The sequence below is a fragment of the Streptomyces mutomycini genome (assembly GCF_001700505.1).
Taxonomy (GTDB): Bacteria; Actinomycetota; Actinomycetes; order Streptomycetales; family Streptomycetaceae; genus Streptomyces; species Streptomyces mutomycini.
Map to the genome: position 1 here is coordinate 1 of NZ_MAPV01000034.1, position 19,111 is coordinate 19,111.

At 73.3% G+C, this 19,111-nt stretch carries 7 protein-coding genes; 5 read left to right on the forward strand and 2 right to left on the reverse strand.

The annotated features are described in order from the left end of the window. Position 1 precedes the first annotated feature (1 nt). Positions 2-12,169: a non-ribosomal peptide synthetase gene (locus BFF76_RS05270; RefSeq protein ID WP_079122318.1), complete on the forward strand. Its 12,168-nt coding sequence runs from the start codon at positions 2-4 to the stop codon at positions 12,167-12,169. Next, entirely contained in the window at positions 12,166-15,432 is a 3,267-nt protein-coding gene (gene fabD / locus BFF76_RS05275; RefSeq protein ID WP_065847423.1) for an ACP S-malonyltransferase, read from the forward strand. Before BFF76_RS05270 ends, fabD begins: the two co-directional genes overlap by 4 nt. A 174-nt stretch (positions 15,433-15,606) precedes the next feature. Here fabD and BFF76_RS05280 read toward each other — a convergent pair whose 3' ends face one another. Further along, a complete protein-coding gene (locus BFF76_RS05280; protein ID WP_420709314.1) occupies positions 15,607-16,446 on the reverse strand; it encodes a 5-methylcytosine restriction system specificity protein McrC in 840 nt (279 codons plus the stop codon). Here BFF76_RS05280 and BFF76_RS05285 point away from each other — a divergent pair. Both BFF76_RS05285 and BFF76_RS05290 read left to right on the forward strand, forming a co-directional pair. Then, positions 16,441-16,692, forward strand: coding sequence for an SDR family oxidoreductase (locus BFF76_RS05285; protein ID WP_065847425.1), 252 nt, complete (start codon positions 16,441-16,443; stop codon positions 16,690-16,692). The two genes, BFF76_RS05280 and BFF76_RS05285, sit on opposite strands and share 6 nt — an antisense overlap. Before the next feature lie 30 nt (positions 16,693-16,722). Continuing rightward, positions 16,723-17,160, forward strand: coding sequence for an NUDIX hydrolase (locus BFF76_RS05290; protein ID WP_065847427.1), 438 nt, complete (start codon positions 16,723-16,725; stop codon positions 17,158-17,160). Between the two features lie 69 nt (positions 17,161-17,229). Here BFF76_RS05290 and BFF76_RS05295 read toward each other — a convergent pair whose 3' ends face one another. Beyond that, positions 17,230-18,618 (reverse strand): hypothetical protein, encoded by a 1,389-nt coding sequence (locus BFF76_RS05295; protein WP_079122319.1) that lies wholly within the window; start codon positions 18,616-18,618, stop codon positions 17,230-17,232. Between the two features lie 397 nt (positions 18,619-19,015). Here BFF76_RS05295 and BFF76_RS05300 point away from each other — a divergent pair. Beyond that, positions 19,016-19,111: aspartate 1-decarboxylase (locus BFF76_RS05300; RefSeq protein WP_141695572.1), on the forward strand; the 96-nt coding region annotated here is incomplete at its 3' end.

Below are 19,111 nucleotides of genomic sequence, written 5' to 3' on the forward strand. Positions count from 1 at the left end.
CCTGGACCGGCCCCGCCCGGCCGTGCCGGGCTTCCACGGGGCGAGCCTGGACGGACATATTCCCGCAGCGGTCGCCGACCGGGCCCGCGCGCTCGCAGGCGCCGAGCAGACGTCGCTGTTCGGCGTCGTCCTCGCCGCCTGGTTCACGCTGCTGCACCGCTACAGCGATCAGGCCGACATCGCCGTGGGCACTCCGACGGCCGGACGCGGGACGAGCGGCTTCGACGACACGCTCGGCTACTTCATGAACATGGTGGTGCTGGCCGAACGCGTCGACGGCGCCGAGGCGTTCCGCGGCCTGGTCCGCCGCGTCCACCGCACCGTGCTGGACGCCCTGGAACACAGCGCGTACCCGCTGATCACCCTGGCCGACGACCTCCGCCGCGCGGATCCCGGGGCCGGCGCCCCGTTCAACGTCGCGTTCTACTTCCAGAACTGGGCGCGTACCGCCCGCCGCGACGCGTCCGGTGACACCGTGGTGCGCGGCCCGGTCGAAGGCGTGCACCAGGAGGGCGAGTTCGACCTGACCCTGGAGGTCGTCGAGCAGGAACAGGGCTGCCGCTACACGCTCAAGTACGACCCCGACCTGTTCGACGAGGAGACCGTGGCCCGCCTGGGCGCCCACTTCACCACCCTCCTCGCCGCCGCGGTCGAAGGACCCGGCACCCCGGTGGCCGACCTGGAGCTGCTCACCGAGGACGAGCGGGCCCGGCTCACCGCGCCCGCCCCCGCCGACTACCCGGCCGACACCCTGGTCTGGGAACTGGTGCGACGGCAGGCCGACCACCGGCCCGACGCCGTCGCGGTCCGCCACGCCGGCACCGAACTGACCTACCGCACACTCGTGGAGCGCGCGGACGCCCTCGCCGCCCGGCTCACCGCCGCCGGAGCGGGCCGTGGCCGTACCGTCGGGGTGCTGCTCCCGCGCGACCAGGACCTGCCGGTGACGCTCCTCGCCGTCCAGGCATCCGGCGCCGCCTACGTACCGCTCGACCCCGCCTACCCGCAGGACCGGCTCGCCTACATGGCCGAGGACGCCGGGCTGCACCTGCTGCTCACCCACTCCGCCTCCGCCGTCGGCCTCACGTCCGTGCCCCGGCTGGTCGTCGACACATCCGAGGAGCCGCCGGCCCTGCCCTCGCCCGGCCCGGCCGGCCCGTCCGACGCCGCGTACGTCATCTACACCTCCGGCTCCACCGGCCGTCCCAAGGGCGTCCGGGTGCCGCACCGCGCGCTGACCAACTTCCTGTGGTCGATGGCCCGCGAGCCCGGCTTCGGACCCGGCGACACCCTGCTGGCCCTCACGACCGTCTGCTTCGACATCTCCGGTCTGGAGCTGTACCTGCCGCTGGTCACCGGTGGCACGGTGGAGGTGCTCGCCTCCGAGGACGCCCGCGACGGACTGCGGCTGCGCGAGGCCCTCGAACGGGCCCGCCCCACCGTCATGCAGGCGACCCCGGCCACCTGGAGCATGCTGATGGCCGCCGGCTGGCAGGGCGACCCCGCGCTCAAGGTGCTGTGCGGCGGCGAGGCCCTGCCCGCCGACCTGGCCGAGGCGCTCCTCGCGGGCAACGGGCAGGTGTGGAACCTCTACGGCCCCACCGAGACCACCATCTGGTCGGCGGTGAGCCGCCTCGCCCCGGGTGGCCGGGTCACCCTGGGTGCCCCGGTCGCCAACACCGCGCTCCACGTCCTCGACAGCGCGCGCAGACCTGTCCCCACCGCCGTCGCCGGGGAGTTGTACATCGGCGGTGACGGCGTGGCCGACGGCTACCTCGGCCGCCCCGGACTGACCGCCGAGCGCTTCCTGCCCGACCCGTTCGCAGCGGGCGCCGAGGCCCGCATGTACCGCACCGGCGACCTCGTACGGCGGCTCGCCGACGGCACGATCGAGTACCTCGGCCGGCTCGACTCACAGGTCAAGGTGCGTGGCTACCGGGTCGAACTGGAGGAGGTCGAGGCGACCCTGCGCCGGCTCGACGGCGTCCGGGAGGCTGTTGTCGTGGCCCGTGGACAGGCAGCGGGCTCGCACACGCTGCTCGCCTGCTACGTCCTCGAGGACGGCGCGGCCGAGCCGGACCGTGAGCGGCTGGCGGCCTGGCTGCCGGAGCACATGATGCCCGACGCGCTGGTCCGGGTGACCGGCTTCCCGCGCACCCTGAACGGGAAGACCGACCGCACCACGCTGGCCGCACTGCCCCTGGCCGACCTGCGTGGCCGCTTCGGCGCCGGGTCCGCACCCGGCCCCGGCGCTCCGGCAGGAGCCGCCGACGGCCGGACGGAGGGCCTCGTCGCCGAACTGGCGCGCATGGTCGCCGCCCTGACCGACCTGCGCCCCGAGGACATCGGCGCGCACACGCCGCTCGGCGAGACCGGCATGAACTCCGTGAGCTTCACCGCCCTCAGCGCCGAGTTGCGCAAGGTGTTCGGCATCACCGAGTACCCGACCCTCTTCTACCGCCGGGGCACCCTGCACGCGCTCGCCGAGCACCTGTGGGAGCATCACGCGAGTGCGCTGACGGCCCACTTCGGCAAGGCCCCGCAGGCGCGCGCCACCGAGCGGGCCGCTCCGGCCGGGACCGCGGACGCGGCGATCCCCGCCGGATCCGCGACGCCCGGGGCTCCTGCGGGGGCCGGGGCCCCGGTGGCCCCCACCGGCCGTGAGGTCGCCGTCATCGGTATGGCCGGGCGCCTGCCCGGCTCCATGGACCTCGGGGAGTTCTGGGACCATCTCGCCGCCGGCGACGACCTGGTCGGAGAGATCCCCGCCGACCGCTGGAACTGGCGCGACCACCCGCGCTCCCGCTCCCGCTGGGGCGGCTTCGCCCCGGACGTGGACCGGTTCGACGCCGCGTTCTTCGGCATCTCACCCCGAGAGGCCGAACTGATGGACCCGCAGCAGCGGTTGCTGCTCGAAACCGTCTGGCAGGCGGTCGAGGACGCCGGCTACCGCCCCTCCGAGCTGGCCGGGAAGCGGGTCGGTGTGTTCATCGCCGTCACCAACTCCGACTACCACGAGGTGCAGCGGGCCGCAGGACGCGCCACCGAGGGCCACACCCTCACCGGCGCCGCCCTGTCGATCGTCCCGAACAGGGTGTCGTACCTGCTCGACCTGCGGGGTCCCAGCATCGCGGTCGACACCGCCTGCTCCGGCTCCCTCACCGCCGTCCACCAGGCCTGCGCCGCCCTGCGCGACGGCACCTGCGACCTGGCCATCGCGGGCGGAGTCAGCCTCATCCTGGACCCGGGCGTGTACGAGGCGCTCAGCCAGGGGGAGATGCTCAGCCCCGACGGCCGCTGCAAGGCCTTCGACAGCCGCGCCGACGGCTATGTGCGGGGCGAGGGCGCGGGCGTCGTCCTGCTCAAGCCGCACGAGCGGGCCGAGCGCGACGGCGACGCCGTACACGCCGTCATCAAGGCCGCCTCGCTCAACCACGGCGGCCGGACCACCTCGCTCACCGCCCCCAACCCGGAGGCGCAGGCCGACCTGCTGGTCGAGGCCTATCAGGCCGCAGGTGTCCACCCCGGCACCGTCGGCTACATCGAGGCGCACGGCACCGGCACCGCCCTGGGCGACCCGATCGAGACAACCGGCCTGAGCACCGCCTTCCGGCGGCTGCGCGCGGGGGAGGACGCACCCGCCGGGTCGGCTCCGTGCGCCATCGGCTCGGTCAAGACGAACATCGGCCACCTGGAGGCCGCCGCCGGAATCGCCGGACTCTTCAAGGTGATCCTGTCGATGCGGCACGGCACCATCCCGGCCAGCCTGCACTTCCACGAGCCGAACCCCTACCTGGAACTCGACGGCGGCCCCTTCGAGGTCGCCGCCACCACCCGGCCCTGGAAGCGTCCCAGGGACGCCTACGGAGCCGACCTGCCCCGCCGTGGCGGCGTCAGCTCCTTCGGCTTCGGCGGGGCGGGCGCGCACATCGTGATGGAGGAACCCCCCATGCCGGACATCCGCGACGAGCCCTCGGCCCAGCAGGTCTTCGTGCTCTCGGCCCGCGACGGCGACGCGCTCCGACGCTCGGCCGCCCGGCTCGCCGACCACCTCGGGCGCCAGGACGTACCGGCCGAGGACCTCGCCCACACCCTGCAGACGGGTCGGGAGCCGATGCCGCACCGGCTCGCCTGCGTCGCCGACGGCACCGCGGCCCTGCGCGCCGAGCTCACCGCGTACCTGGCCGGGCGCCCCTCCGCCGTACGCACCGCACAGGTGACGGCCCCCCTCACCGGCGCCCCCGTCTCCCCGGACCGGCGCGACCTCCAGACCGTGGCCGCCGCCTGGCTGCACGGCACCGACATCGACTGGCGGAACCTGCACGAGGGCGCAGCCCGGCGTCGCGTCCACCTGCCCGCCTACCCGTTCGCCGGCCCCCGGCACTGGGTCGCCCCCGGGGAGCGCCTCGCGGAGCCCGGCCCCCGTCTGCACCCCACCCTCCTGGACGCCAACGTCTCCACCTTCGGCGAACAGCGCTTCGCCAAGACGCTGACGGGCGAGGAGTTCTTCCTGCGCGACCACGTCGTCGGCGGCGACCTGGTGCTGCCCGGCGTGGCCTATCTGGAGATGGGCCGACTGTCGGGCGAACTCGCCGCCGGGGGAGCCGAGGTGCGCGGCGTCGACGACCTGGTGTGGGCGGCACCGGTCCGGCTCGCCTCCGGCCACACCGGGCACCCGCTGCTGGTCCGTGTCACCGGCGACCGCTCCCGCGCGGCCTTCGAGGTGCGCGGCACCGCCGAGGACGCGCCGGTGCACGCCGGCGGCACCCTGCGGTTCGACGACCCCGGTTCCCGGCCCGCCCCCATCGCCCTGGCAGACGTACGCGCCCGCTGCCCCCGTGTCCAGCAGGGGGCCGACTGCTACGACGGTTTCGTCCGGCTCGGCTTCGCCTACGGTCCCGCCTTCCGGGTCATCGAGGAGATCGCCGAGGGCCCCGGGGAGGCGCTGGCGACGCTGCGCCTGCCGGAGCCGCAGCGCGCGGACGCCGGTGCGTACGCCTTCCACCCCTCGCTGCTGGACGCCGCCCTGCAGACCGCGGGCCGGCTGGTCCAGGGCGCCGGGGACCCGGCGGGCCCGGCACCGTACCTGCCGTTCTCCCTCGGCTCGATCCGGCTGTACGCTCCGCTGCCCGAGCGGGGGTACGCGTACGCCACCCCGGCCCGGCGCCCCGCCCCGGGCGGCTCCCTCGCCTTCGACATCGCCCTGCTCGACGAGAACGGGCAGGTGGCCGCCGCCCTGGAGTCCTTCACACTGAGGGCGCTGCGCCCGACGGACGCCACACGGGTGACGGACCCCCGACCCGCGCCCGGGATACAGGCCGTGCCCGCCGTCGACGTCGTCCACGCCTTCGAGCCCGTCTGGGAGGCCGCGCCCGCTCCGCACGGCCAACTCCCCTCCGCCGCACGGGTCCTGCTGTTCGCCCCGGCCTCCGCCGACGCCACCGACGTGGCCGCGGCCCTCACGGCGACGGGAGCGGAAGTCCACAGAGTCCCGCTCGGCGACGGCTTCGATGCCGAGGCCGCTGTGCGCGCCACCGGAGCCGGCCCCGTCCACGTCGTCCACCTGGCCGGACACGACCGCACCGCCCGGGAGTCCGTGGAGCACGGCTTCCACGCGGCCCTGGCCTTCCTGCGGACCTGGCAGCGCGAGCGCCGCGACGCGCTGCGCTACCTGTACGTCCACCCCGAGCCGGCCCCGTCGCCCGCCCAGCCGGCGATGGCCGCCTTCGCCCGCACCGTGCGCCTGGAGCAACCGTCGGTCGCCCTCGGCGTCCTGGCCCTCGGCCAGGGCCGCCCGCTCGCCGACGCCGTCGTCGCCGAACTCGGCACGGACGGGGGCCCCGAGGTGCGCACGGACGCGGAGGGCCGGGCTCGCCGCGCCTGGCGGCAGGTGAACCTCCCGGTCGCGCCGGCCGCCGCGTTCACCGGTGCCGGAGCGCACATCGTCTCCGGCGGCACCGGTGCCCTCGGCCTGCTCGTCGCCGAGCACATCGCCGCAGCACGGCGGGCCGCCGGAGTCACCGGCGGAGGCATCGTGCTCGCCGCGCGCACCGCCCCCGGTCCCGAGACCCGGGCCCGCGCCGACGCCCTCGGCGCCCTGGTGGTCATCGCCGACGTCACCGACCCGGCCGCCGTACGCGGCCTGGTGGCAGAGGCCCGCCGGGCGCACGGCACGGTCAGCGGCGTCGTGCACGCGGCCGGCGCTCTCAGGGACGGGCTCATACGCACCAAGCAGCGTGCGGACGCCGACGCCGTCCTCGCCGCCAAGGTGCACGGCACCGTGCTGCTCGACGAGGCGACCGCGGACGAACCGCTGGACTACTTCGTCGCGTTCTCCTCGGCGGCCGCGGCCTTCGGCAACACCGGCCAGAGCGACTACGCCTTCGCCAACGCCTTCCTCGACCACTTCGCCGAGGAGCGCGAGCGGCGCCGCCGGGAAGGCACCCGGCACGGCCGCACCCTCGCGGCCGCCTGGCCGGTCTGGACCGACGGCGGGATGCGCGTCGACGCCGACGCCGAGGCCTACATGGAGCGCGTACTCGGCATGCGCCCCCTGCGCACCGCCCCCGCCCTGCAGGCCCTGGAACGCGCCCTCGCCCACACCGCGCCGCGCCTGCTCCTGGCCGCCGGCGACCCCGACCGCATCCTCCAGGCCCTCGAAGGCGCAGAGCCGCACAAGGACGAGTCCGAAGCCGCCGTGCCCGGAGCGTACGAGCGCGCGGAGGAACTCGTCCTGCGGCTGCTCGCCGAGGAGTTGAAGCTGCCCGAGGCGGAGATCGCCGTCGGCGAGCCCTTCGACCGGTACGGCGTGGACTCGCTCATCACCATGAGCCTCATCCGCCGCCTGGAGGAACACCTCGGCCCGCTGTCGAAGACCTTGCTCTTCGAGTACGTGACTGCAGGCGACCTCGCCGGGCACCTGGCCGGTGCCCACCCCGGCGCGTTCCCTGCCGCGCCCATGGCGACCGTGTCTCCGGCGAAGCCCGCCGAGCCGGCCGTGCCCGCCCCGCAGGACGACGCCATCGCCATCATCGGCGTCGCAGGACGCTACCCCCAGGCCGACGACGTCAACGAGTTCTGGCGCAACCTGCGCGCCGGCCGGGACAGCGTCGAGGAGGTCCCCGCCGACCGCTGGGACCACGGCCTGTTCTACGATCCGGACAAGTCCGCCGCAGGCAAGACCTACGGCAAGTGGGGCGGCTTCGTACCCGGCGCCGACCGCTTCGACCCGCTGTTCTTCCGGATGTCGCAGATCGAGGCGGAGCACACCGACCCGCAGGAGCGGGTGTTCCTCGAGACGGTCTGGCATCTGCTGGAGGACGCCGGATACACCCGCGAGCAGCTGCGTGGCGCCCGCACCGGCGTGTTCGTCGGCATGATGTACGGCCACTACCAGCTGTACGGCGTCCAGGAGGCGTTGCGCGGCGAGGGCTTCGCGACCTCCTCGTCGTACGCATCGGTGGCCAACCGGGTGTCGTACTTCTTCGACTTCACCGGCCCCAGCATGGGCCTGGACAGCATGTGCTCCTCGTCACTGGTCACCATCCACCAGGCCTGCCTCGCCATTCGCAACGGTGACTGCGACGTCGCGGTGGCCGGCGGGGTCAACATCTCCAGCCACCCGGTGAAGCTGCTTCAGCTCGCCCAGCGCGGCTTCCTCGCCGAGGACGGACGCTGCCGCAGCTTCGGCGAGGGCGGCACCGGGTACGTGCCCGCCGAGGGCTCGGGCGCCGTTCTGCTCAAGCGTCTGGACGCGGCCCGCGCCGACGGCGACCGAATCCTCGCCGTGGTCAAGGCGTCCGCCGTCAACCACGGCGGCGCGGGCGCCGGTTACAGCGTCCCCAACCCCAAGGCCCAGGGCGACCTCGTGCGTACGGCGCTGGAGCGTGGCGGGCTCGCGCCCACCGATCTCGACTACCTGGAGGCACACGGCACCGGCACCGCACTCGGCGACCCGGTGGAGATCACCGGCATGCTGAGGGCCTTCGGCGAGGAGCCGCCCGAGCGGCTGCCCATCGGCTCGGTCAAGTCGAACATCGGGCACGCCGAGTCGGCCGCCGGCATCGCCGCGATCACCAAGGTGCTGCTCCAGATGCGGCACGGTGAGCTGGTGCCGTCCCTGCACGCGGACCGCCTCAACCCGAACATCGACTTCACGGCGATCCCGTTCGAGGTCCAGCGCGAGCATGCGCCCTGGCCCCGCCGCGTCCTGGAGAACGGCAGGGTACGTCCGAGGACGGCGGGCGTGAGCTCCTTCGGCGCGGGCGGCACGAACGCCCACATCATCCTCCAGGAGTACGTCGGCGACGGTGCCGGTGCGGGAGCCGACCCGGCCGGCCCCCAGCTGGCGGTGCTCTCCGCGCGGGACGCGGGCCGACTGGCCGCGCAGGCCCGGCGGCTCGCCGGCCATCTGCGCGCCGAGGACACCGCAGCTGTCCCCGCGCAGGTCGCCTGGACCTTGCAGACGGGCCGGGAGGCGATGGCCCACCGGCTGGCGGTGCTCTTCCGCGACCTGCCCGAACTCTGCTCCCACCTCGACGAGTTCGCCGCAGGCGGCACCCCGGCCGACAGCTGGACCGGCGTGGTCGACCCGCGCCGGCCAGCCGCGGGCGAGCGGCTCCCCGCCGACCCCGCCGCGTACGCCGCCGCCTGGACCGGCGGGCAGCAGGTCGACTGGCCCGCCCTGCACCCCGGCGACAGGCCCGCCCGGGTGGCGCTGCCCGGCTACCCCTTCGACGGCGACCGGGTCTGGCTGGCCGCGGCCGACGCCGAACTGGCGGCACTCGGCGCCGGGCGTGACGCACTCGCCGCCGGGCGTGATCTGCTCGGTGGCGGCCGGAGCGCACACGCCGTCGAGCACGACGACGCGTCCGATGCCGGCCCCAGCACCCCCGGCGCCCGACGCGACCCCGAAGGACTGTTGCTCACCCGGCGGTGGCGCCCCGCCCCGCCCGTGCCCCGTTCGGCGCCGCCCTCCCTGACCGCCGTACTCGCCGCACCCGGTACGGAGGCGCTGGCTGCCCGGCTCGCGGCGGTGCTGCCGGCCGCCGAGGTGCTCACCACCGACCGGATCAACGCCGAACTCACCGACGCGGGCACCCGCTGGGACCGCTTCGACGCCGTCGTCGACCTGGCCGGCTGTACCGGACCCGTGCTGCCGCCCACGCACGCCGCGCTGCCGTCCTGGCTGCGCTGGCTCCAGCACCTGGTCGACCTCGGCCGCCGCGACCTGCGCGCCCTGCTCGTCTCGCGCGGTGCGCCCGCCCTCGGCGGAGCGGCCCGGGTGGGCCTGTACCGGATGCTGCAGAGCGAGTACCGCCACGTCCGCTCCCGCCACGTGGAGACCGACCACGCGGTGACCGACGAGCAGCTGTGCCACTGGGTCGCCGAGGAACTGACCGCCGACGGCGAACCCGCCGAGGTCGCCTACCGCGGGGGAGTGCGCCACCTGGCGACGCTTGCCGAGGTTCCGCAGGCGCAGGGCGCCGGACTCAGCTTCCCGGCGGACCACGTGCTGTGGGTGACCGGCGGCACGCGCGGCCTCGGGCTGCTCACCGCGTGCCACTTCGTCGCCCGGCACGGCGTGCGCAAGCTGGTCCTCACCGGCCGCGAGGAGTTGCCGCCACGCGCGGAGTGGGCGGCGCACATCGCCGAGGACGGCCCGCTGGGCCGCAAGCTGCGCCCGCTCGCCGACCTGGCCGCCCAGGGCGTCGAACTCGAGGCCGTTGCCGTGCCGCTGGACGAGCAGGAGGCGCTCGCCAAGGTCCTCGCCGACGTCAGACTGCGGCTCGGCCCGATCGGCGGCGTGATCCACAGCGCGGGCTTCACCGACTTCGGTAACCCGGCGTTCGTCCGCAAGCCGCAGACCGGCATCGCACGTGTCCTCGCACCGAAGGTGTTCGGGCTGGACGCCATGCTGGAGTGCTTCCGGGACGAGCCGCTCGGCCTGTTCGTGCTGTACTCGTCGGTCGCCGCCGCCGTTCCCGCCCTCGCGGTCGGCCAGAGCGACTACGCGATGGCCAACGCCTACCTGGACGCGGTGGCCGAGGCCCGCCCGTACGGCATGCCCCTGGTCAGCGTGCAGTGGCCGAGCTGGAAGGACACCGGTATGGGGGAGGCCCGCAGCGCCGCCTATCAGGCCTCCGGCCTCGCCTCGCTCACCGACGCACAGGGACTGGCCCTGCTCGACCGCGCGTTGGAGAGCGGCGCCCGGGTCGTGATGCCTGTACTGCCGCGCCCCGGCGCCGAGTTCAGTGCCGAGCGCCTGACGGCACGGCGCCTGGAGGCCTCACCCGCAGCCCCGGTCGCCGCACCGCGACCGGTGGCCGGCACGGGCACGGGCACGGGTGCGGACGTGCGTGCTGCCGTCGAAGCGGTCTCCTCCTGGCTGCTCGACCAGCTCGCGACGGAACTGCGCTTCGACCGCGCAAAGCTGGCCGGGGACGTCCCGGTCCATGACTACGGCATGGACTCGATCATGGTCTCCCAGCTCGTCCAGACCGTTGCCCAGCGCCTGGACGTCTCGGTCGACCCTTCGGCCCTGCTGGAACACCCGACGGTGGACGGCTTCGCGGCGTACCTCGGTGAGGAGCACCGGACCGAGCTGCTCGAGGAGTTCGGCGTCACGGCTCCCGAGGCCGAGGCACGGCCTGAGTCCGCGGCACAGCTGGAGTCCGCGGCACGGCCGGAGTCCGAGGCGCCGGCACCGTCAGAAGCCCCAGCCCCGGCATCCGCCTGGGCCTTCGACACACCCGCCCCCGTCGACCAGCAAGGCGCCACCGCCCACACCCCTGACCCGCGAACCAACGCCGTAGCGGTGATCGGCCTCTCCTGCCGCTTCCCCGACGCCGACTCCGCCGACGCCTACTGGGAGCTGCTGCGGGAGGGCCGTACGGCTCTGCGTCCCGTCCCGGACTCCCGCTTCGGCCGCTCCCTCGGGTTCCACGCCGGGCTGCTGCCGGAGGTGCTGCGGTTCGCGCCCGAGCGGTTCCTGCTGTCAGAGGCGGACGTCGAGGCGATGGACCCGCAGGCGCTGCTCCTGCTGGAGGAGGTCGACAGGGCCGTGCACCACGCGGGATACCGCCCGGCGGACCTCAGGGGCCGCCGGGTCGGCGTGTACGTCGGCGGCCGGGCCACCCACACCCCCGACCCGGCGGCCCTGGAGCGGGCCAAGAACCCGGTCGTCGTCACCGGCCAGAACTACCTCGCGGCCAACATCTCCCAGTTCTTCGACTTCCAGGGCCCGAGCCTGGTGGTGGACACCGCCTGCTCCTCCGCTCTGGTCGCGATGGACACGGCCGTACAGGCACTTCGCACGGGTTCCGTCGAGTCGGCCGTCGTCGCCGGTGTGAGCCTGCTCGCCGACGACCGGGCGCACCAGGTGTTCGGGCAGCGCGGACTGCTCAACCCAGGTCCGGAGTTCCACGCGTTCGACGGCAGGGCGGCCGGCCTGGTGCTCGGTGAGGGCGTCGGCGTCGTCGTCCTCAAGCCGCTGGCCCGGGCCCAGGCGGACGGTGACCGGGTGCTCGCCGTACTGGAGGGCATCGCGATCAACAACGACGGCCGCACCGCCGGGCCCGCCACACCCAACCTGCTGGCTCAGAAGGACGTGATGGCCGAGGCGCTCGCGCTCAGCGGACGCGCGCCGCAGGACGTCGGCTGGGTGGAGACCAACGCCTCCGGCTCGACCGTCACCGACCTGCTCGAACTGAAGGCGATCGACAGTGTCTACGGCGCCGGCCCGGCCCGGTCGTCGCGGCTCGCGCTCGGATCGGTGAAGCCGAACATCGGTCATCCGCTGGCCGCGGAGGGCATAGCCGCGTTCATCAAGGTGGCCCTGATGCTGCACCACCGGCAGCAGGTGCCGTTCCTCTCCGGACAGCAGCCCTTGCCGCACTTCGACCTGGACGCCTCCGCGATGTACTTCCCGAGGGAGGCCCACCCGTGGCCCGCGGGCGCGGACCGGGCCGCTGTCAACTGCTTCGCCGACGGCGGCACCAACGCGCACCTGCTGCTCGCCCCCGCCCCTGAGGGCCACCGCGCCGCTCGGGCGCCGCTGCCGCAGCCCTCGCCGGAACGCACGGTCGTCATCCGGAGCACCGCCTCCGAGGCGCCCGACGCACCTGCCCGGTCGACGGCGGCCGGCCTGTTCTGGGACACGTACCGATGACCGCGGCCCACGGGACGGCCCCGGTGACCGAGACGCCCACCGGGCGCCTGCCGGTGGTCTTCATGTTCTCCGGGCAGGGCTCGCAGTACTACCGCATGGGCGAGGAACTCTTCGCATCCGATGAGGTGTTCCGCACGGCCCTGCAGCGGTACGACGCCATCGCCGCGGGGCTGCTGGGCGAGTCGGTCCTCGCCCGGATCTTCGACCCGGCCCGGCGCAGGAACGAGCCCTTCATCGACACACGGCTCACCCACCCGGCGATCGTCATGATCGAACTCGCCCTGGCCGAGACCCTGCGCGCGGTCGGCATCGAGCCGGATTACCTGCTCGGCTCCAGCCTCGGCGAGTACGCGGCCGCGGTCGTCTCCGGCAGCATGGACGCCGAGAAGTGCCTGGGGCTGCTCGTCCGGCAGGCGGAGGCGCTGCCGGCGGGGCCGCGCGGCGGGCTGCTCGCGGTCATCACCCGCCCGGACGACCGGGGCCGGATTCCCGCCTTGCCCGGCTGCGAGGTCGCCGCCCGCAACTACCCCGGCCACATCGTGGTCGCGGGCACCGACACGGACCTGGACCGGGCCGAGGCCGATCTGCGCGCGGCCGGCGTGCTGCACCAGCGGGTGCCGGTCGAGTACGCGTACCACTCCAGCCTGATGGACGGCGTCCTCGCCGAGTGCCGGGCCGTCTTCGACGGGGTGACCTTCGCCCCACCACTCATCCCCTGGGTGTCGTGCGTGGACGGACGGCTCGTCGAGCGTCCCGGTGCCGACCACTTCTGGCAGGTCGCCCGCAGACCCATCGAGTTCGAGCGGGCCATGGCCGCGATGCGGGCCCGCGGCGACTTCCTCTACCTCGACCTGGGCCCATCGGGCACCCTGCACAACTTCGTCCGCGGCAACCTCCCGGCGGGTGACCGCTCCCGTTCGCTGCCGCTTCTCAGCCCGTTCGGCCACGACCCACGGCATCTGGAACAGGCCCGGACGCTCGCGGCACCGGCTCCCTCCCTCTCCACCACCCCCATCACTCATCCACATCCGGCTCCGGTGACAGCGAAGACGGCAAGGAAGGCACACGGCATGAAGGTCTACGGTTTCCCAGGTCAGGGGTCTCAGCAGCGCGGGATGGGCAAGGAACTGTTCGCCAGGTACCCGCGGGAGACCGCAACCGCCGACCGCGTGCTCGGCTACTCGATCGAGGAACTGTGCGTCCGTGACCCGGAGCGCCGCCTGGGCCATACCGAGTACACACAGCCGGCGCTCTATGTCGTCAGCGTCCTGACCTACCTCGACCGGCTCGCCGAGGACCCCGAGCCGGCCGATTACCTGATCGGTCACAGCCTCGGCGAGTACGCCGCCCTGTTCGCCGCCGGCGTCTTCGACTTCGAGACCGGGTTGCGTCTGGTGCAGCGGCGCGGCGCCCTGATGGCGGAGGCCGGCGGTGGCGGGATGGCCGCGGTGGTCGGCTGCGACGAGGTGACCGTGCTGCGGGTGCTCGCCGACTCCGGCATCGACGAGCTCGACATGGCCAACTACAACGCCCCCGACCAGTTCGTGCTGTCCGGTCCGGCCGAGCGCGTCGACGCCGCCCGCGCCGCCTTCGAGTCGGTCGGTGTCCGCGCTGTCCGGCTCAACGTCAGCGCGCCCTTCCACTCCCGCCACATGCGTGACACCGCCACGGAGTTCGCCCGCTTCCTGGACGGCTTCACCCTGCGGAACCCAGCCGTCCCGGTGCTGGCCAACGTGGACGCGAAGCCGTACGCCCCCGGCGCCGTACCGGCGACCCTGACCGCACAGATCACCTCCCCGGTCCGCTGGACCGACACGGTGCGGCGGCTGATGGGCCACGGCGACTTCGATTTCGTGGAGCTGGGCCCGGGCCGCGTCCTCACCAATCTGGTCGCCAAGATCAGGAAGAACTCGGAGCCGCTGCCCGCTCCACGAGCGGGGGAACGACTCGGGGAGCCGCTGCCTTCCGGTCAGTCGCCTGCCCCCGTACGACCCGTGGTCTTCGCCGCCCCGACAGCTGACACCCTCGGAGCTGCCACCTTCCGAGAGCGGTACGGTCTGCGGCGCGCCTACCTGCTGGGTGCCCTGTACGGCGGCATATCGGGCCGGGAGATGCTGGGCTCCGCGGCCAAGGCCGGGTTGCTCGGCTTCCTGGGGACCGGCGGCCTGCCCCTCGAAGAGGTGGACGACCTGCTGCGCGGCCTGACCGGGGAACTGGGCCTGGGCGGCTCCTTCGGCGTCAACCTGCTGTACCGGCACGGCACTCCCGAGGAAGAGTCCGCGCTGGTGGACCTGCTCCTGCGGCACGGCATCGACCTGGTCGAGGCGTCCGGCTTCCCGCTGATCACCCCGGCGCTGGTCCGGTTCCGCCTCAAGGGCGGCCGGATCATCGCCAAGGTGTCCCGCACGGACGTGGCCGCCGAGTTCCTGGCCCCGCCGCCGGAGCGGCTGGTCGCCCGGCTGCTGGAGGCGGGCGAGGTCACCGCGGAGGAGGCCCGCGCGGCGGCCGGCCGGCCGATGGCGGACGACCTGTGCGTGGAGGCGAACGGCGGCTGGCTGAGCAGCACGGCTGACCTGCTCACCCTGCTGCCCGCCGTGCTGCGGCTCCGCGACACGACCGCGACGGGCGGCCACCGGGTGCACGTGGGGTGCGCGGGCGGCATCGGCACGCCCGAGGCCGCCGGGGCCGCGTTCCTGCTCGGCGCCGACTTCGTCCTGACCGGCTCGGTCAACCAGTGCTCCGTGGAGGCGGCCACCAGTGCTGAGGTGAAGGACATCCTTCAGGCGGCCCGCGAGTACGACGTGGACACCGCGCCCTGGGGCGAGCTGTTCGACCTCGGCGTCCAGGCCCGCTACCTCAAGCGGGGGCTCTTCTTCCCGGCCCGGGCGTCACGGCTGCACGAGCTGTGGCGCCGGTACGGCTCGCTCGACCTGCTGGACGACGAGACCAGGAGCCAGGTTCTCGACCGGTACCTGGGCGGCGAGGCCCCCGCGCCCGCAGCGGCAGGCAGTGCCCCCGAGCAGCATCTGGCGGCTGTGTTCCGCGGCTACTTCACGCGCGCTTTCCGCCTCGCCGTGAGCGGCGACCAGCGCTCACGCGTGGACTACCTGGTGTACTGCGGCCCCGCGATGGGCGCCTTCAACCAGGCGGTCGCGGACACCGAGCTCCACCCGTGGCGGGCCCGTAAGGTGGAGGCCATCGCCGACGCCCTGATGGACGGCGCCGCTGCCCATCTCTCCGCACGCCTGGGCAGTTTCGGCTGACCGCATCTCGTTCGAGGTGCCGGCAGTGGCGCTCCGGGGCACGGAACCGGAACCCGGTACTGCCGGTACCGCCGACCGATGTGGTGGTACCGGCTTCGGGCGCGTCCCGGTATCCGCGCGGGGTCGAGCAACCCACATCGTTGACCGGCTGCCCGACCGGCCAGTGTGTGATGGTCAGCGCAGTACTGAGCCCATCCAGGCCGACGCCTGCTCGGGTGTGGTGCGGGTGTCGACACCGAGGACGTGGATGGTGCCCAACAGGCCCCTCGGGCCGCGCACCTGGAGGGTGCGCCGGGCGTGACTGCCCGGCTGGGGGTGGACGATGACGGCCGTCGGGGCGTCGGCGGACGCGTAGCCACTGCTGTAGGTGAGGAGCTGGTGGACGTCGGCGGCGCTCACGCCGTGGCGGTCGTAGCGCTTGTACTTGGCGTCCACGGGCAGCAGCGTGCGATGTGCCGTGTCGTGTCCGGGAAGTCGTGGAAGGCTGAGCAGCAGATCGGGCCGGAAGGCCGAGGCGTTGCCCAGGTCTCCGCGGATGGTTATCCCTGCGCCGCTCCCGCCGGGTACGGCGTGGCCGCCTTGCGGGCCGGCGGCCTCGGTGCCGAGACGGCGGACGACGGCTTCCCAGAGCGCGGGCATGGCGAGCAGGAGACCGTCCGCCGTGGTGCCGTGGTCGGTGAGCAGGTCGGTCACACCGCCACCGCGCAGCAGCAGGCGGGCCCAGGTGTGGGCGGGGCGGTAGCGGGCGTTGAGTCGCGTGTAGTGGGTACGGTCCAGAGCGCGGAGCGCCGCGGCCGGGGTCGGGGCCTGCGGGAAACCGCCGGCGGCGCCGTGCAGAGCGCGCGCCAGGCCAGGGCTGCCTGCCGAGGAGGACGGCCCAGCGGCCTTGGGCTGGGCCGATCCACATGCCCGTGCCAGTGAAGCCGTAGTGGACTCAGATGTCCTCGGCGAGGGCAGTACCGGGGGCGGGTGCCAGAAGAGGCCACGGGCGGGAGTGAGGGCGCCGGTGTGGATGCGGAGGGAGTCCTTGAGTTAGGTCGGACCGAAGGCGGCCTGCCCGGAGCCATCCAGGTCGAGGCAGAGAACGCCCTCCCCGCCAGACACCGTGCGCGGCCGGAGGACCAGATTAAGCGTCAGTGCGTCCCTCGCCGTGGCCGGCCCGAGGACGTCGCTGCCCTGGTGGCGTTCCTCGTGGGCCCCTCCGCCTCGTTAATCACGGGGCAGTCCGTCCACGTCGACGGCGGCTGGCTGGTCCACTGAGACCTTCAACAAGCAAGGAGACGAACCGTAATGATCGAACGAGTCCGCGCCGTCCTCGTCACCGCCGACGACACGATGCTGGTCATCCGCCGCACCAAGCCCGGCATCCCCGAGTACTGGGTCCTGCCCGGTGGCGGTGTCGAGCCCAGCGACGAGTCCCGGGAGGCCGCCCTCCACCGGGAGATCCACGAGGAGATCGCGGGAAAGGCTGACATCATCCGACTCCTCCACACGTTGGAGACCGACGACGAGCGCCAGCTCTTCTACCTCGCCCGCATCGTGACCTGGTCCTTCGAGGACCGCACCGGTCCCGAGTTCAGTGCCGAAGGCCGCGGCGAGTACGCGCTGGAGGAGGTCCCGCTGACCTTGGAGGGGCTCGACGGCATCGATCTCAAGCCCGAGGAGATCGCCCACGTCCTGAGGGGAGCCATCGGCGCCGGAAGCCTCGGAGTCGAGGCGTCGCTCTGAGCCAGTGTGTACGTCGTCGTGCCGCCGGTCCCGGCTCTGAGATGAGCCGGGACCGGCAGCCTTCCGAGGTCAGCGCAGGGAACCCGGAGGCGGCTCCTCGTCCTGCCCCGGCAGCAGCCGCAGGGCGAGGACCGAGCCGTCGGCATGGACGGAGACGGGGCCGCCCCAATCCTTGTCGAAGGTGAGGCGGAGGCGGACGTGGCGGCTCGCGTGGACGAGGGCGCGGTACTCCTCGACGTCGCCCCGGGCGAGCAGACGGAAGACCTCCGCGTCCACGCCGGAGAACGCCTCGACGCGAGGGCCGTTCAGACGGAAGACGTGATCGGTGCCGACGTACTCGTTGCCGAAGAGGGTGTGGGTGGCGTCCTGGATGCTCATGCTGGCCGCGTGCTCGAGGCCGGTGAACCGTTTGTGGCCCTGCCGGTCGGTCAGGTGGCGGGCGGTGGCGTGGCCGGAGCCGGTGAAGGCCATGAGGCCCGCTGCCGTGGTGTGGGCCAGGGACTCCTGGAACCAGGCGTAGTCCTTCGGCTGCACGTGGCAGCCTCGTACGGGTTCCGGTGCCACCAGGCCCTCGGTCGGAGGGTGGATGTCAGGCATCACGTTCGCCTGGAACGGTGGGGCGTTCAGGTTCGGCTCACGGCCTTCCGCCGGGGACAGATGCCCCCCGCTGCCGGGTGCCTGGAGGGCGTGGACGGTCATCGTGCGGCCGTCCGTCGGGAGCTGCGTGCTGAACAGCAGGCCGGGGGTCTCGCTCCACGCTCCGATGTGGACTGCTTCGGCGTGGGCCGAGGCGGAGGCCAGCTGCTCGGCGGAGGTAGCGGAGTCGCTGTGGTTGCCCTTGCAGGACAGGGGGATGACGAGGGACGGCTCGCCCGGCCGCCAGACCTCCGCGAAGTACTGGGGACGATAGCGGTACTTCACCTTCTCGCCCCTGTCCCTGCTGGTGAGGGCCCAGCCCGCGCGTAACGCCGTGTCTGCGGAGACGATCGTCACGGAGTGGTCGGGGAAGCGGCTGCCCAGCATGTGCTCGGCGAGCGTGAGCGCGAATCCGATGCCGAGCTCGCCGGACTGCAGCGACTTGTAGTGGTCCGCGATGCGGTGGCCTTCGTCGGTGAGGCCGAGGAAGGAGTCGCGACCGCCGGCCAGGGCCTGGGTGTACTTGAGCGCGCCCCAGTGCTCCGCCAGCCCCCGGCCCGCACCGCGCCACGACAGGGCGGTGGCCCGGGCGAGGGTGTGGAGGACGTCCCAGAGAGTCACTTCGAACTGCCGGGGCAGCTCCGTCGGCGGGATCGGGTTGAGGGTGGGCTTCCTGCGGAGGGGCTCGTCCTCGTTCTCCTTCCGCTTCTTGTCGTCCGCCGCGATGGCGGCCTTCACCTTGCCGACGAGCGCGTCGTCGGAGTGGACGGAGATGTTCGATGGCTGGGTCAGGTTCTGGAGCACTTCCTCGGTCGGCTTCAACAGCTCTCCTTTACGGTGTGCGCGGGCGGTTCGCAATCGGGCTGGACCGTACGGAGAGGAGGAGAGGCGCACGCAAGTGCGCAGGGGCGCGTGACCTGGACCTTGGCCTGGGCGGGCTGGTGTCGGCGCCTTGTTCGCGAGTTCCGCGCTGCCGAGAGGCCTCCCATATGCCTGATGGCTCATCAGGTAAGTCAGCATTCGGTCAGCATGAGTCCCCGAGCGTCCCGGGGCAGTGGTCCCAACCGGTGCCGGTGCTTAGGGAAAGCCCAGGTAGGAAGCCGTCCGGCCCGACCGGAGCGATGTTCCTCACAAACATCGTTCGGCGCATGCCGGTGTACAGTCGAGACTGCCCTTGACCTGCAGAAGCAGGCAGGGAGCCGTCTTCGAGGAGTCCACAGTGCTGCGCACTCTGTTCAAGTCCAAGATCCACCGAGCCACCGTGACCCAGGCCGACCTGCACTACGTAGGCTCCGTCACGGTGGCTCGGTGGATC